The sequence below is a fragment of the Micromonospora sp. SL1-18 genome, assembly GCF_047921505.1.
Taxonomy (GTDB): domain Bacteria; phylum Actinomycetota; class Actinomycetes; order Mycobacteriales; family Micromonosporaceae; genus Micromonospora.
The window spans coordinates 1-16,969 of record NZ_JBLROA010000088.1 but is presented as its reverse complement, the minus strand read 5'-3'; the positions used below and the strand labels follow the sequence as shown (position 1 = coordinate 16,969).

Sequence of the window (16,969 nt, the reverse complement as noted above, 5' to 3'; positions counted from 1 at the left end):
TCCACTGGCACGTTCCCGATCAAAAGGGTATGCCGCCCAACGCGGCGCGGGTGTTGCGGAAGGACAAAGTGTCTCTCCAGCAACCGCATCACGCCCTCAACCATGATCGCGCCCCCGGCCAGAAGGGCTGGAAGCGTCGAAATTCGCCATTCTGCCCAAGCGTTGACAAGAGAGATAACAGCAGCGGCGACCAGCACATACCGCATCGGGTGCAGAGCGAACACCTCTGCGCGCTGCAACCGAGAAGCAGCGGAAACCGCTGCGGCCGCCTTTTTGTCAAGTGGAAGCGTCACGGTGACACTTCGACGAAAGAGGGTTTGACCCCATGAACGCACTTCCACGAGACCTGCGGGACTACCATCTCGAATCGACCTCAACGGATAGCGGAGACGGTTGACGAGATCCAGCGGAATCAGGAGGTTCCTGTGAGCCACCATTTCACTTTCATGGGGTAGAGGGCGGGCCACACGACTTGAACGTGAAGCCCGCCCTCAGTCACGCTAAACTACAGGGCCTATCCAGTCCATAGCTCACCTGGCAGACGTCCAGGCATAGCTGCTCACCCCGCTATCGGCACCAGCTATCCCTAAACTCGCCGTCAAGAACCAGAAGCGACCCGAGATTGTAGCCCCACCACCCATTCCATCCGAATCCGCGATTTCTCGTACAGCGTGATTGATACTTGTAGGCGATAACCCAACTTGCTGCCGTAGCGATAAAGTATGCTGCGTTCCAGAACGGGTGATTTTCTGTCGTGTCAGGCGCCTGCCGTCGACCAGGAGGTCGCGCAGTTGATCGTCGTGGACCCACTGGTGGGTGACTCTGCGCGCACCCTTCTACGAGTTCGCATACGCAGAGATGCGCAAGACCGTCGCCGTGCTCGCAACGCCCGCCAGCCTCACCGAATCAGATTCGCCTGAAAAATAAACCGACCCATCTTTTTGGATTTTGAGATCACACACCGGGTCCGTCGAAAACTGTTGAATCGCAATTTCACTCACGCCCCCGAAGGCGATTTCAAGCTGAACTACATCTAGGCCATCTCGCCGCCATTTCTGGGGAGGATTGGTTGGGATTTTCGACAGATCGAACCGCATGCGAAGTGTCGGGCCCTCCCTGTCGACACAGACCTCGTGGATATGCACATTTTCCAGCGTCGGCATTGTGGCTCCATAGACGGCCAATACCCGCTGCGGATTACTGAGAGCGTTGATCCACTCCAACACAGGCACTCCCGCTAGTACTCGTAGTGCTGAGCCGTGCCAGGAACCTTGCCGGTCCTGGGGTTTTCAAACGGACGAACATTCAAGTGAGGGTCTTGGTCACCGATTCCACCTTCATTGAAATAGTGGCCAGCCGAATGGTCCTGGATGATTACCCGACTACCGTCGCCGCGCCTGAATATGTATTCCCGGGTCATCACTGGAGTTCCATCAGGGTTCATGATTTGCCGTCCCGATCGATCGGTCATGGGGGTCATCCTAAACTCGTCAGGCTGCTGACTCCTCGGGATACCGAGATCTCTCTTCGCAGCCCTGAATGCCGCACCCCGACTCGGGAGCACCCGGGTGGATGGCACCGGTCGCATGCCACCCCCCGGTACCACCGGCACAACCAGCGAGACCACCTCGACGTACTCCAGGTGACACCCGCCGCACTGGCTCTGAAGCTCGGCCACGTATTCATCATCGCAAAATTCATACGCCTGGCATGCGTCGATCAAACGTGCATTGTCCGCGCAGAGGGTAGGACTATAACCTCGTCCACACGACACTTGGTCCGAATGGCCGGAGCCAAAGAGCAACTCCGTCACCCAGTCGTGTTCCTCTTCGAGATGCTGCTTTCTACGTTCATCAGCAAGGAGATTCAGAATCTTTTTGCTCGGCCGCCGCGGCGGAACATACTTTCCGCCAGGCTTCGCCTTGGTGCTGCTCAGGCCTCTCGTCTTGCCGTACTCGACGTTGTCGGTCGAGCCACAGCCGTGCGGGCAGCCGGTCTTGGGGTTGTAGCCGTAGCAGTCGAAGTACTTACAGTCGTCGTCGATGAGGCCGGTGGGGTCGCTGGATGTGACAGGAGTGTTGTTGGCGTAGGCGTAGCCGTTCCACTGCTGCGGGTCAGCCATGTTTATGATCGGGTCGACGCTGATGAATCGGCCGAGCGTAGGGTCGTATTCGCGGGCGCCGAGGTGGGTGAGGCCGGTGGGGTCGGGGTCGCCGCCGACGAAGCCCTTCGGGTTGGGCCATGTTGGCTGGGTGCCGCGGGGTTGGCCGTAGGGGGTTTGCCGTCGGGTGGTGACTGCTTGGCTTGCCGTGTTGATGGCGGTGTGTTGGGTGCCTTGGTGGTCGCTGTAGACCCAGGTGAGGCCGCTGGGGTTGCGGGAGGCGACGACCTGGCCGTTGAAGGTGTAGTAGCGGGTGCCGGTGGTGATGGAGTTGTTGTCGCGGCGGATTTCCTGGCCGGGGAGGTAGAGGGTGGTGCCGGTGGCGTCGCGGCGGATGATTCGGTTGCCGTCGGCGTCGTAGATGTTGGTCTCGACGGTGTTCCCGTTCTGGGTGACGGAGGCGAGGTGTCCTTCGGCGTCCCAGGTGAGGTTCTGGGAGCCGTTACCGGGTGGTGGGCAGGTGTTCGTGGCTGTTCCGGCGGGTCGGCAGGTGGTGTTGCCGATGTTGTCGTAGTCGTAGTTGGTGGTGACGGGGTTTTGGCCGGAGGCCTCAGTGGTGACCTGGGTGACCGCGTGGGGCCGCACTACGCCGGGGCCGCCGGTCGGGACTTTGTAGGTGCGGGTGGTGTCCCCGGCGCTGGTGTGGGTGACCTCCTTGGTGCGGTTACCGACGGCGTCGATGGTCCAGTCCAGCCAGTACGGGGCGGGGCCACCCAGGTTGGCCACGGTGGGATCGGTGGCACAGGTGACATCGGTCTTCGGAGTCCATGCTGATGTCAGGCGGCCCAGCTTGTCCTGCCGGAAGCACTGGGTGTCGGCGGCGCCGACTTGTGGGGTGTCGGCGATGGAGGTGATGTTGCCGGCGTCGTCGTAGGTGTAGTTGCGGTCGGAGACGGTGGCGGCTGTGGTTTCCGGTTTGATCGCGGTGTGGGTGATCCGCCGGGTGGTCAGGTCGTAGTAGGTCGCGTCGTCGACATACACCCCGCCGGCGATCTTGCGTTTGGTGATGGTCGGTTCGCCGTAGGAGGTGTAGTCCTGGGCGGCGACGTAGGTGCCGACGTTGATGGCGGTGGTCTTCAGTGACGTGGGCAGGCCGGTGGTCTTGTCGTACTCGGTGTCCACGGCCTCGTTGGTCAGGCCCCCGCCGCCGTTAAGGTACTGGATGCTGGTCGGGCTGCCCTCGTAAGGCGAGTAGGCGTAGCCGAAGCCCCAGGTGTCCGCCAGGCCGCTGCCTTCGACGGCAGGGATGACGTAGTCGATGCTGCTGGGCTGGTTGCGGGTGGTGAAGCCCCCGACCCGCCATTTGTAGATGTTGGCCGAGCCAGCGGGCTCGTACCGGTACGCCTCGGTCAGTTGCCCCTTCGCTCCCGAGGTGGAGCCGGTGAACAGCGTGTCGTACTTCCACTTGGCCCGCAGCGGGCCGGTGGCCGAGTCCTGACGCAGTTCGGTCTTGCGGCCGAGCGCGTCGTACTTGTACCACAGTATTTGCCGACGGGCGTCGGTGGTGGTCTCCATCTCGTTGTAGTCGTTGTACCCGCTGCTTGTGGTGCCCTTGTCCGGGTCTGATGCCTGAGTCTGGCGGCCTTTGACGTCGAAGGTGTAAGTCCACTCGTTACGGGCGTGGTCGGAAACCTTCACGAGCTGGTTTTTGCCGTTGTAGGTGTAGCGGGTCGACTGGTACGCCCCGCCCACTCCTTGCCCGGTGGTGTGCTGCCGCAGCTCCACGGTGCGGCCGTGGGCGTCGACCACGGTGGTGGTGGGGGTGGCGCCGTCTGGTGGGGTGACCTTGGTCAGGTCCCCCTCGTAGGCGGTGGTGGTGCGCCACTTCTCGACGAGGTTGGTTTCTCCGTCGGTGCCGAGGAAGATCTGGGCGGTGGGCCGGTTGGCGTTGTCGAACACGGTCTTGGTGACCGCGGGCACGGACCATTCCGGCATCCACAGCAGCGTCCCGGATGGGGTGCCGGCCTCCAGGTGCGGGTTGTAGCTGGCGTTCGCGCGGCCGAGCTTGTCGTAGATGGTGTCGGTGACCACGTTGCCGCCGCCGACGCCGGTGGTCTGCGTCTGCCGGGGCCGCAACAGCGAGTCGAGGATTTCGTAGGTGGTGCGGTATCCGCCGCCGGCGTGCAGCACCTTCGACGTCACATACGGGTAGGCGCTACGGTTCGCCGCGAACGTGTAGGTGTACTCGGCCGAGGGGTTGGATTCGTGGCCGGTCTTGTCCCAGCCGATGTTCCACACCCGCCACACCCGGCCGAGCGCGTCGTAGGAGACGTCGGTGACCCGGGCGTTTTGGTCGGTGGTCTTGGTGGTGGAGCCCCAGTAGGGGCTGAGCTCGGTGCTGCTTTCCCAGTTGTAGGGGGCTGGCCGCTTGGTGGTGACCTTGGTGACGGGGCCGCCGGAGGCCGGGGTGTAGGCGGTGGTGACGACGTTGCCCTTGATGTCGGTGGTGGACGCGGTCCGGCCGAACGCATCAAAGGTCGCCTGGCCGACCGTCTGCCACACCGTGCCCCCCGTGGGGCTCCAGTCCTTGAGCTGCTCGGCCTTGGTGACCGACCCGTAGACGGGTGCGGTGTTGACGTCGGTGGCGCCGTCGTAGAAGGTCCGGGTATCGGAGATGATGTGATCGGTGCTGGTCGGTGTCGTGCCGCAGGTCAACGCTGTGGTGGTGGTCTGCTTGACCGTCTCCAGCAGGTTCTTGTCGGTGTTGCGGTTGTAGGTGTAGGTGGTGCAGGTCTCGTCGCCGGTGACGGCGGTGTCACCGTCGTCCTGCTGCCGGTCGACGGTGCCGTAGGTGTCGGAGAACCACGACTCGGAGCGCGTCGTGCGCCAGCCACGTGCCCCGTCCACACCCAGGGCCGTCGCCTCATAGGTAATCTTCGTGTCGGTGAAGCGGGCGGTGACGGTGTCGCCGTTGATGGTGCGCGACGCCGTCGCCGGGGACATCCATGGCACGTTGACCGTCTTGGACACCGGCTTGGACTCGGTGCCGTTGTAGGCGATCTGTTCGCGGACCATGCCGGCGAACTGGTCCTCGTCGTAGACGGTTTCCGAGCCAATCGAGGCCGGTACCGTCACGGTGCGGGTAGTCGTTGGGGACAGCCGATCGCCGTGCATGCCGCGCAGGTAGCGGGTCTCGGTCAGCGTCTGCGTCCCGGGCACATCCCCCACCTGGGTCTTGACGGTGGCGTAGCCGCGGAACTGGCTCCACGTCTTACGTTTTGGCTCGATGAGGCCGTCGTCGTCGGCGTAGTGCCACGCCGGGGCGCCCACGTAGTCGTAGTAGGTGAACGTCGGCGGTGCTTGGTGGCCCGTTGGATCGGTCGGGAGATCAGACTCGGAGATCGACTTGACCCGGTGCTTGTGCCACCACTCCTCGACGACCTTGGTGCCCGTCGGGTCATCGGGGTCGTCCACCATCACGGGATAGCAGCGTTTGGTGTTGGTTTCCGGACGCGAGGGGAGGTTCTCCGAGCTGCACTCCGGTACTTCCCACTCGAGGTCGATCTTCGCGCCGCTTTCGGTGGTGATGTAGTCGATGCGCTGCCAGTTGTTGGTGGTGGTGTTCTGGGTGAGCACCCGGTTGGGCAGCGAGATCGGCGTGAACGTCACCGGCGGCATCGTCACGGTTCCGCCGACCAGACCGGCGTGCACGATCTTGTCCAGCCACAGGCCGGCGTGATCACTGCCGTCCCCTGGCGGGGGGAACGAGTGCGTGAACGTCCATGACTCGACGTCCTGCCAGTCCGGGGTCGGCTTGGTGGTGTCCCACACCCGGGTGACGATCTTCGACAGGCGTTTGGTCGACCAGAACGTCGGGGAGTACTTCCCCGCGCACGAGGTTCCGGTGCAGGACTGGTCCCACGGCGTGTCCGGCCAGTTCGTCGCGTCGTGCGTGCCACACGAGCTGGTCACGCAGCGGTCGACAGCCGAGCTGTCGGGATTGAACAACACCTGCGCGGTGGGTTTCACGGATCGGTCGGTTGCGCCGCGGTCCCAGGTGCCGTAGTCGATGCGGGTCAGCGTGCCCCCGCGGGTGTAGGAGACGGCATCGCTGTCGGTGTGGTTGCGGGCGTACTTGTTTGTCTCTGGCGCATACCAGTACGACAGTGTGTTGCCGCGCACGTCCACGACGTAGTCGAGGTTCCACCGCCACGCCTGAGTGCAGAACGACGCGGTGAACGAGCTCTGGTGGCACGACTCCCCGGAGTGGTTGCCGGCCACCGGCACCGTCCAGGTCGAGTTCGTCACCGACGACTGACCGGGCAGGTTGTGCTGGCCGAAGAAGTACTGGGTGCCGTCGGAGGTGGTGATCTTCCAATACTCGCCGTCGTCGTCGCCGTTGCCCGCGCCGGTCAGCTTCTCGATCAGCGAGCCGTCCTCCCCGCGGGCGTGCCAGCCCTTACCCTTCTCATACACCAGCTCCGCGCTGGAGCCGTTGAGGTTCATCACGGCGTTGTCTGACCGCCAGCACAGGTCACCGGTCTTGGCCGTGTTGTTCGCCCCGCTGCCCATATCCTCGGCGCAGGGCACGTAGCGGCGTTCGATGTAGCCCGGCCAGTACTCGAAACCCTCCCCCACCCAGGAGGGCTGGTTGTTCGTCGCCTCCGACCGGCCATCCACGCTCGACGACGAGTACGACACTCCGACCGACGGCGCCAGTCCGCCGGCCGACGGCGGCACCCGCATCGGATACGACCAGGAGAAGTCCCCCGACGAGCCGCCGGACGACCAGGTCGACGACGGCGCCAACGATGTGGCGGTGAAGTCCCCGGACGACCCGGACGGGCCGGCCGCCAACGCCAGCAGCGTTCCCGAACCCGCCGGCTCGTCGCCGGCCAGCCGCGCTGCGGCATCCGATCCGATCGGGGTCACCGGCACCTGCGCGGTCACCACCCCGGCGGACTCGTCATTGCGAGACGGCAACGGCTTGCCGGTACAACCCGAGGCGGACGGTGTCGTCAGTGCGCACTCAGGCAACTGCCACAACCGCAGCCGTGATGCCCAGTCACCGCCGTAGGCGTAGCGGAAGCCGCGATAGTCCACCGACAGGCTCGCCGCGCCCTCCACCGCAGCCGTCTGGGGGGTGCCCATTCGCAGCAGCAGCCCGCCACGCCACCCGTCCGGTGCGGTGGTGCGGTCAAGAACCTGCACCGTCACGTCGGACACATCCGCACCGGCCCGCCCGGCGGCCCGCGCCACCGACACCGGCAACGCGCCCGCCCGCACCCGGCTACTGCCAGCGGCGGGCAACGTCGCGTGGGCGGTGCCCGCAGCAGGCCACGTCGGCGCGGGCGGAGGCACATACTTCTGCGGGGAATACGGCCAAGCCTTCGCCCGCACCCGCACGCCGTTCGTGCCCACCTTCTCCACCTGCGCCTGCAGGTGCTGCGGCTCCGGCTTCGCCGCCGCCGGCGTCGTCACCAACAGCCCGGAAACCAGCGCGCTGGCGGCCAGGCCGCACACCAGCGCCCGCCACCGCGCACGAGCCACGCCACGTCGCTTCACCAACAGCGAACGCATCGCCGCATCCGTCACGTCAACCACCATCGCCTCCACCACCCGCCCTCACGCGGACACAAAGATTAAGCTGAATCCGTCTTGCGACTCCGTCTGCTGGTGGCCATCGATGGCCACCAGCAGACGGCTGTCGTCCTAGATCTCCGGTGCGTCCACTGACTGCGCGTCGTGGAGGACCTTCACCTGGGCGTCGGTCATCGCGCCCTGGTAGACGCCGATGTCATCCACGGCGCCAGCCCACTTATCGACGAATTGGTCCCGGTACAGCGTCCGGCCCACCAGTAGCGGTCCCGAAGACGCCATCGGCGTGAACGAGATTGCCAACGTGCCCTCAAGAGCACCGTTGACGTACAGGCGAAGCTGACTACGGCCGGCGTCATACACGCACGCCACGTGGGTCCACACCCCCGCTTCCGCCGGCGACGTGGACGAGACCGTGGCCGTGGCCGAGCCGGTAACATCCGCCGAGGTGACGGCGCACTGCCACTTACTCAAGGACGAGGCGTACTTCAGCCAGCCCCCACTCTCGTGAACGCCTCGCTGCGACAGCACCGCGCGCGTCCCGGTCAGGCTGTCCAACGTCACCCACGCCGACATCGTGAACGACTGGTCCGTCCGCAACACAGGCTGGTCCTGCCAGATCGTGTACTGGTCGCCATCCTCGTCCGGCGGCGTCAGCCCCGTCTTCACCGCCGAGCGGGCCCACTCCTGGGTCGCCTCCCACGGTTCCGGGTTCTCGTCGGGGAAGTAATAGCCGTCCAGGTGCAGCCCGTTGCCCCGGTTGCCGGCCTCGACCGCGGCGCCGCGCGTCAACGCCAGCCACCGGCCGAACGGCGTAACGTCCGCCGCTTCGCACGTACCCTCGCGGTCCTGGAAGTAGCACGGCCGGGCGGACTCGAAGTCCCACCGGCCCACCTCGATCGGCGCCAGGATCCCCGGCTCGTCCACACCGCCAGACGACGGATCCGACGCCAACTGCCCGGTGAAGTCGTGATCCACCAACACCCGGTCGAAGACCTGCACGTCGGCGATCTGGCCGACACCGGTATTGCTCATCCCGTTGCCCCATTTGGCCCAGCCGACGTGGAACTTGCCAGTGCCGTTCCAGGTGGGTGTGCGAGCCGCGCTCCCGGCAAGCGTCCCATTGACGTAGAGGCGCATCTCATTCGACTTCGAGTCGTAGGCGGCCGCGAGGTGGGTCCAGACGTCCGGAGTAGCCGGGGCGAAGACAAACGAGCCGGCAGTGCTGGTTCCATCCGTGTTGTACATCGAGAAGCCCCACTGCTGGGTGCTCGGGACGTAGTAGAGGCTGAAGGCGTTGGTGGTGACGCCGTCCTGAGAGACGACACTCTTGCAGCACGCGGGGTCCGTCGCGGTGGCCCGCACCCATGCCGCAACGCTGAACGAGGTGCTGGTATTGACCACCGGTCCGCTCGTCTCTGCCTGGCTACCGCTCCCGACCATGGTGGCGGTCTCGCCGCCGATCAGGCGTGCATCTTTGCTCCAAGCGACGTTCTGCGCGGTCAGCGGGGTGTCTTTGGCCAACGTGCCACTACCCAGTGCCGACTGCTTGTCCGCGAGAGCCTGCGCCTGCGTCTGTCCCGGATAACTTTCCAACCCCCACCAGGCAACCGGCGGGGACGGGTGGTCAACCACGAACTCGACGCTGCCGAAACCCTGATTCAAGGTGGCGTCGACTGCCGACACGTACAGAATGTTCGTGCCGTAGCGGGGCGCGGTGGTGGTCACCGTCGCCGTCTTCGGGCTGGTACCGGTGGCCGCGACAACGGTGGTCGGGCCGTTCCACCCGTACTTGAACGAGGTGACGTCGGTGGCGGTGGACTTGATGAGGAACGTTCCCGCTTGTCCCGGGCCAGCGGGCGGGGTCACCACGGTGACCGTGACCGGCGGCACCGTGGTGTCGACCGTAAACTGACACCAGACCGACCATCCACTCCAACGTTTGTACGGATCGGGGTCGACCGCCGTGACCCGGAACGCGTACGTCTTGCCCTTGACCACCGACACCGCCGCGGTCGTCGCGCGCCCGTTCGCGGTGGCGGAAGGCCTCGGCGGGGGCGCCAGGCGGGTGGGGTACGTGTCCGTCACCGTGCCGATCCCGCCCGAGGGCACCTCCACCCACTCATAGGCGCCCGTCAGAGTCTGGCCAGAATCGGCGTCCGGGTAGACGGCGGAGAACGTCGGAGTCAAGGTGCCAACCGTCAGCACCCCGGACGCCGGACACGCCACACCCGCCACCTGCAACCCGGTGGGCTTGCCCGGCACGGAGTCGTAGTCGACGACCAGTTTCGCCTTGTCCGGGTAAAACTTCTTCCACCGGTCCTGCGACGACTCGTACTCGCCCAGGTCGTTGCAGGCGCAGAACCCGACGGTGATCGTATTCCAGCTGTTGGTCGCCGCGGTCTGCACCTGCCCGGTCACCGTCGACCCCTCGAAGTTCATGGTCATGTCCTTCTGCGGGGAGTCGACACAACCAGTGCCCTTGTTCGCGTGCCCCTCCGCCGAGTCCAACCACTTCGACAGGCTCATCGACGACCACGACGCCTTCATCGTGGCGTTGATTGCCGGAGTCAGATACATGTGAGTCCAGGTGTTCGTGCAGGACCACGAGTGGTACAACCCCATCTGCACGTACGCCGAGTAGATGTACTTGCCCTTCAACGACACCGTGCCATTGGTCGTCGGGAACTCGAAGAACGACCGGAACCGCACCCCCGTGCACGGCCCATCGGGACTCAACCCCACCCGCGCCATCGAATAGTCGGTGTTCGTGCACCCGTTACTGGTCGCATACGCCCACTTCGACCTCGCCACCGACCACGCCGGATCCACAAACACCGGATACGTGACATCCGGATCCGCCAACAGGCCCTCGTCCGGAACCAGCTCCAGATCCCCATCACCGGTCACCCGCGTGTCCACGTCCGCCGTGCGCACCCCGTCACCCGCCGCAAGCGCCGTCGACTGCATCACCTGCAATCCCCGCGCCGCCGGTGTCGACGAGTCCCACATCACTGCCCGCTCGGCCTCGGCCACCACCTTCGTGCCCGCAACCGCCTGCAACGACCCGTCCGGCCGGCGCGACAACGCCGCATCACCACTCACCCCGAACGAGATCGTGCGTACCCTCGGATCCGCCGCCGCCTGCGCCGACTTGACCACCAACACGTGCGTGAACCCGGTGTGAGTCGCCCGCACCACCAAATCCACGTCAGGCAACACGTTCGGATACGTCGCCGAATCCCCCGCCACCACCGGAACCGGCAACACGCCCGGCCACGACAACGACAGCGACTGACCGGCCCGGCGCAGGGACACCAACGGACTGCTGCCACCGCCGGAGAACGCCACGTCAGCCACCGACACCGCCGGCCGCAACAACCCGTCCCCGCCAGAGCGCAGCTTCAAATCCACATCCGCCCACGAGCCATCCGACCGGCGGGCCCGCTGCGGCACCACCGCCGACTCGAACGACAACCGGCCATCCGGCTGCGCCACCACCTGCACGTACTCCGAGCGAGACGCGCCCACCGCCACCGGCTGCCCGCACCCCGCCGCAGCGGCCAACGCCTGCGCCTCAGACAGGGCCTCTCCAGTACACGCCGGCGCCGCCGAGGCCGCGCCGGCCGATGGCACGACCACCGCACCCGACGCGGCCACCACCACGACCGCCACCCAGCCCGGCAGCCACCGCCACAACCCGGCACGCCATCTCGCGCGAACACGCACCACAGGCCCTCCACGCTCCTCGTCACACCGCGTCACCCCGCCCTGGCCAAGATCACAACCAACCAGCGGACGACGGGCCGCGCCAGACAAACCTCATGATCGACGCGGCCGGGCGAAACGTAGCCCACGCATCGGCCCTCCGCTATCCCCCCGAGCCGAACACCAGACCCCCGCTCGGAGCCAGCGATCACGACGCAAGGAGCTCATAGATCGCCGTATAAGCCCCTGCTGGCAAGCCAAGATCACCTTGCGTCACCAGGAGGTAGTCGACGAGCATCGAATCGATCCGACTCATTTTCGTTATCGACTCGTGACATCGAACGGTGCCGAACTGGCATCCGAAACCGGCATGCCGGGTTCGGCCGGATAGGCAGAGATGATCACCTACAGCCCCAACTGTCGCCCTCGGCTGACGCCCCTCCTGCGCGACGATCACCTCGCAACGGCTCCGCCCATGTTCAGCCACCCCCGCATACAGGGCGTAACCACGGCCCCATTACCCGCCTCGCATGCGGAGTGGCCTGCCGCTGGGCGATCTAACGGCCGCCCGCGGTAGCCGGCGCGCCGGCCGGCCACGAAAGCCTCCAGCACCGCCAGACCGTCCCTGGCCCTTTCGCAGTCGTGGAGGCCCCCGCCAGACTCGAACCCACGCAGGTGGCACAGGACGCCCAGGCAGACTGCCCGGCGAGGGCAACCTCGACATCGCTCTGGGCGACGGAGAGCACCTCGGCAACGGTGCGAACAGAGTGGGCGAGCCCCATCTCGGCATGCCGGCATCCCAGATCGGATACCAGATTGAGCCGTCCAACTCCTAGCCGCCGGGCACCCCGACGTGCAGCAGCAGGAGCATATCCAGGTCCCCCGTAAGGCGCGTCCTCCGCCCGAGCCAACCGACCGGGACGAGGGCCATCCCCGCCGCGGTTCAGTAGCCACAACTTCGAAGCACCTCAGATCGGTCGCAAGTCTCCATCCAGTGCTGATACAGCGGTAATCAGCGAGGGCCGGGGCGTCCTACTCCAAGGTGGCCATGACCTCGGCAGCACACACCTAAACAATCACCCGGCCTTCCGGGTCCACCCCAGCAAACGACGTCGCTCGGTTCCGGTTGCTGCGTGCGGACGGATCCCTGGGTCTCCTGGCTGAGGATCGGCGACCGGGCTTGCCCGCGCTCCAGGTGCGCATGCATGGGGTCGGCTTGGCGGTGATCTCGTTCCTCGACGGTGGCTACCGCTTCCATAATTCGGCAGGTAGGCAGTCGCTGGTCGGCTTGCCGTAGATCCGTTTTCCGTCTGGGCTCGCGTAACAGTGCTCAAGTTGGTCGTCGGCATGGCCTCGACCCGCGGGCCCGCCGCCGTAGGGTCGGCGGCGCCCGCGTCCGCAGCACCCCGAACCGCAACGGTGGCAGGATCGGGGACCACGATCGGGGCGACACCCAGGCTCCCGGTGAGGACCGGCATCCGGCAGACACCGCCGACGCAGTACACACCAGCAAAGTCACCAACGCCGATCTCCGCGGCAGCGATCGCCTCCGACGTCAACTGCGCGACCCGGCGTAGGACCGGGTGGGCAGCCTGTTCCAGCAGGCCGATGTTGAGCACCACCGCCGACCCCCTGCGGCAACGGCACGGCCACCGCAGCCCGGTCGACCAGGGCATGCTTCGCGGCACCAACGCTGGCCACCAGCGCCCACCGCTGACCATCACCACCCGCAGGGCCGCCGTCGCCGAGCATCACGGCGAGCCCCTCGTCGATCGCGGCACCGCCCGCGCTCGAATCGGACAGGGTGGCGAGGACCTCGAAGCCGGCCGGGCCGCGCCGCAAAACACTGACCTCCGCCCCAGCGCCGACATCGCAAACCACGATGAACGACCCCACCGACAGCACCTGCACCCCGGCCGCGAGCAGGTGCCCGGCCACCGCCACCGGGGCCTCGATCAGCCGGGGCTGGGACAGGCCCGCGCGGTGCGCGGCGTGTCGCATCCACGTCCGCCGCCGCAGGCCCCAGCCGGCCGGCACCACCAGCCGCACCTCCTCCACCGCGTCACCGGCAGCCTGCTGCGCCTCCGCGACGGTTCGGCGCAGCGTGGCGGCGACCAGATCGAGGGTGTCGACGTCCTTGCCGGCGATGGTGAGTTGCTGTTCGGGCGACTGCCGGGGACCCGCCACGCCTGATGCCCAGTCAGCACATTCCCATCTCCGCCGACCAGCACCGCGCTGGGCAGGACCGGTTCGCCGTCGAACACGGGCCTGCCTGCGGCGAAGCCGCAGCTACTCTTGAGCGACGCGCCACAGCACGTGTCGTGATCTGCGGCAGCCGCCGCGCACCGGCCTTCTGGCAGAGCGATCCGAGAGGCTTACGCCGCGGCTACTGTCGGTTACGGACAGACTGCGGCGCATTCGGCGACATTTGTGTTACGTCGACACGCCCGCCACCGGTATTAATGTTTGCCACTCGCTGAATGTCCGCTTCGCAGCTTGGCGGCCGGTGAGTCGCTTCTCTAGCCTGAGCGCCCTTTTGGTTCAACGGGGGAGCGACACAGATGGGACTGCGGATTCGGCTTCTGGGCCTGGTGGAAGTCGTCGTTGATGGCCAGGATGTCACCCCTGGCGGGGCCAAGCGGCGGGCGGTTTTGGCGGGGTTGGCCGTCGAGGCGAATCGGCCCGTGTCTCTGACTCGGTTGGCCGCCATGGTGTGGTCCGGTGCCCCGCCGGCCTCCGCCGTGGCTAATCTGCGGTCCCACGCCGCCGTTCTGCGGCGTACTCTGGGCGCTCGCCTCGTGGCTCGCCCCAATGCGTATGAGCTGCAGTTGGGGCAGCACGAGCTGGACGTGACCGAGTTCGAGCGGTTGGCGGGGGCGGGACGTGCCATGCTGGCGACGCCCGACCCGGCAAATGCCATCGGGGCGCTGGCCGGGGCACTGGCGCACTGGCGTGGCGCCGTCGGGTGACGGTGTGCCCCGCGGCACTGCTTTGGACGGTCGCTGGGCGGGCCTTGATGAGCAGCGGCTGCAGGTGTTCGAGGAGCTGACGGAGGCGCGGCTGGCCGCCGGCCAACATGCGGACATGCTGGCCGATCTGCGCAGCCATCTCGCCGGGCATCCGCTGCGGGAGCGGGCCTGGGGACAGCTCATGCTCGCTCTTTACCGTTGTGGGGAGGTGCCGGCGGCGCTCGCCGCCTACCAGGACGCCCGGACGGTCCTCGTCGAACAGCTTGGCATCGCGCCCGGTGACGAGCTGACCAGCCTGCACCAGGCGATGCTCGACCGGGCACCAGAGTTGTCCGGCGCGGCACCGGCCATTTCTGCGGACACGTCGGCGGTCGGGACGCGGGTCTCCGCCGGCTGGGTGGTGCCGCGTGAGCTTCCGGCAGGCCTGGACACCTTCGCCGCCCGTACTCGGGAGACCGCCGACGTGGCCGCCGCTCTACGGGGTCCGGCGCCAGCTGCGGTGGTCATCACCGGCGCGGCGGGCAGCGGCAAGACAGTCCTGGCGGTCCGCGCCGCGCACCAGGTGGCCGCTGACTTCCCCGACGGGCAGGTGTTCGTGGACCTCGGCGACCGCACCGCAGTGACCTCGGGCGAGGTGCTGGCCCGGGTGCTGCGCGCTGTGGGGGTCGCGTCCACTGAGGTGCCCGAGCACGGCGACGAGCGGGCGGGCTGGTTCCGGTCGCTGGCTGCTGGGCGTCGGCTGTTGGTGGTCGTCGACGGTGTCACGAGGGCGGCCCAGGTGCGGCCGCTGCTTCCCGCCGGTCCGGGGCCTGCTCTGATCGTCGTTGGTTCGCGGCGCCTCGGTAGCCTGGACGGCGTTCGGCGGGTGGCGCTGCGGCCGTTGGGCGCGGCGCAGGCACGGGACGTGTTGGCCGCGATCGCGGGTCGGCGGCGGCTGACGGCAGGTGAGGCGGCGACGGCGGAGCTGGTCCGACTGTGCGCCGGCTCGGTGCTGGCGCTGCGGATCGCTGGTGCCCGCCTGGCACGCTGGCCGGACATGCCGGTGGCCACCCTGGTCTCCCAGCTCGGCGAGGACCGCCACCGGCTGGACCTGCTCGCCGACGAGGACTTGTCGGTGCGGGCCAGCCTGGCCAGTACGGTTGCCGCCGTCCGCGCCGAGGATGAGATCGCCGGCCCGCTGCTGGAACTGCTCGGCGCATACCCGGATACGCCGGCCCTGGTGGACCGGGCCGCCGCCCAACTCGGGGTCAGCACCCAACGAATCCGACGGGCCCTGGACAGCCTCGTCGACACCCACCTGCTGCACCCTGACGGTGCGGCCGGCTACCACCTGCCGGCGCTCGTTCGCGAGTACCTCACCGAGTTGGCCGCAGCGACGGCCGCCCCGACGCATCCTGTCCGCGCTGGCGGGTCGACCCAGCGGCGATGTGCGCAGCCGAGCTCTCCGGGCAGGTCGCGTTTGCCCCTCCGCTTGACCCTGGCGTCGGCTCGGCTTGAGCCGAAGCGCCACTGAGCAACCAGCTGCCGGGCGAGGCGCTGACGTCGGCGCAGTCGGCCACCCGGGCGGCCTCCTGCTCATCGGCCCCGCCGGTTTGGCGCGACGGCGAACCGGACGCCCGTTACAGATCTTCCTGCCCGAGGTCGCCGCCGCCGGCGGCCAACGCCAGCGAGGTGATGGACCCGCCCTTTGGCGTCCGGATCCCCTTTGGCGGCACCCGCCGTGGCCTGGGAATGTATCTGGACTATAGCCAGGAGTATATCGATCGTCTTTAGTCTCCATCTGTCTTGTCTCCAAACGGACCAGAGGATGACGATGAAGAGACGAACACGGGTTCCCCTGATCGGGGGACTAGTGCTGGCCATGGTGGCGACACTGGGCGGGATGGAGGTCCTCCCGGACCACAGCCCCGACCGCGTCGACCGCGCCGACGGGGCTGCCGGCACCAGCGATGGTGGGCTGCTCGCCCGCCTCGGTGACGCCGCGCAGTTGCTGGTCAGCGGCGGTGGCGGCCGGGCGAAGGCCGAGGTGATCAGCGCCGGGTTGGCGGTGAGCGAGAAGCCGCCGGCGGCGAAGAAGTGGCCGGCGCCGAAACGGGTCCGGGAGGTGCCTGGTAAGCGGACCGCGAACGGGCGGGTGTATGAGCTGTCCGACGGTCGGTTGCAGGCCGAGGTCTCGGCGGTGCCGGTGAACTACCGCGACGTCAAGGGCCGCTGGCAGTCGATCGATACGCGGGTGCGGCCGTCGGGTCGTGGCAGCTGGGTGCAGGAGAACTCGACCAACAGTTTCACGAGCCTGTTCGGTGGGCGTAGCGACAACCTGGTGCGTTTCGAGCAGGACGGCCGCGCCGTCCAGGTGGGCCTCGCCGGGGGCGGGAAGGCCGCCTCGCCGAAGGTGGACGGTTCGACGGTGACGTACGCGGGTCTGGCCGGCGGCGCGGACGTGGTGTATGACGTCACGGCGACGGCGTTGAAGGAGAAGATCGTGCTGCATCGGGCCCCGTCGGGGCCGGTGTCGTACACGTTCACTGTCGACAGCAAGGGCTTGGTGGCGCGGCAGCGCGGCGACGGGTCCATCGCGTTTGTCCGCCCAGAC

General features: G+C 67.1%; 8 protein-coding genes. 3 read left to right on the top strand and 5 right to left on the bottom strand.

The window, feature by feature from the left end; genetic code table 11:
- The 5 genes from ACNAW0_RS27430 to ACNAW0_RS27410 all read right to left on the bottom strand — a co-directional run.
- Positions 1–293, bottom strand: a 293-nt coding sequence (locus tag ACNAW0_RS27430; RefSeq protein WP_416290915.1) for a hypothetical protein, incomplete at its 3' end; no start/stop codon positions are given.
- A gap of 543 nt (positions 294–836) precedes the next feature.
- Positions 837–1,226, bottom strand: a complete 390-nt coding sequence (locus ACNAW0_RS27425) for an Imm50 family immunity protein (RefSeq protein WP_416290914.1) — start codon at positions 1,224–1,226, stop codon at positions 837–839.
- 11 nt (positions 1,227–1,237) lie between these two features.
- Positions 1,238–7,681 (bottom strand): HNH/endonuclease VII fold putative polymorphic toxin, encoded by a 6,444-nt coding sequence (locus ACNAW0_RS27420; RefSeq protein ID WP_416290913.1) that lies wholly within the window; start codon positions 7,679–7,681, stop codon positions 1,238–1,240.
- Between the two features lie 132 nt (positions 7,682–7,813).
- A complete protein-coding gene (locus ACNAW0_RS27415; RefSeq protein WP_416290912.1) occupies positions 7,814–11,428 on the bottom strand; it encodes a LamG domain-containing protein in 3,615 nt (1,204 codons plus the stop codon).
- A 1,494-nt stretch (positions 11,429–12,922) separates the two neighbouring features.
- Entirely contained in the window at positions 12,923–13,594 is a 672-nt protein-coding gene (locus tag ACNAW0_RS27410; RefSeq protein WP_416290911.1) for an Hsp70 family protein, read from the bottom strand.
- Positions 13,595–14,205: 611 nt separating this feature from the next.
- Between ACNAW0_RS27410 and ACNAW0_RS27405 the strand changes: the two genes are divergently transcribed.
- From ACNAW0_RS27405 to ACNAW0_RS27395, 3 genes are all read left to right on the top strand, one after another.
- On the top strand, positions 14,206–14,376 hold the full coding sequence (locus ACNAW0_RS27405; protein ID WP_416290910.1) for a BTAD domain-containing putative transcriptional regulator: 171 nt from the start codon (positions 14,206–14,208) through the stop codon (positions 14,374–14,376).
- Positions 14,321–15,889 carry a BTAD domain-containing putative transcriptional regulator gene (locus ACNAW0_RS27400; RefSeq protein ID WP_416290909.1) on the top strand — a complete coding sequence of 523 codons (1,569 nt, stop codon included), beginning with the start codon at positions 14,321–14,323 and terminating at the stop codon, positions 15,887–15,889. The genes ACNAW0_RS27405 and ACNAW0_RS27400 overlap by 56 nt, the downstream gene beginning before the upstream one ends.
- A gap of 300 nt (positions 15,890–16,189) precedes the next feature.
- Positions 16,190–16,969, top strand: a 780-nt coding sequence (locus tag ACNAW0_RS27395) for a hypothetical protein (protein WP_416290908.1), incomplete at its 3' end; no start/stop codon positions are given.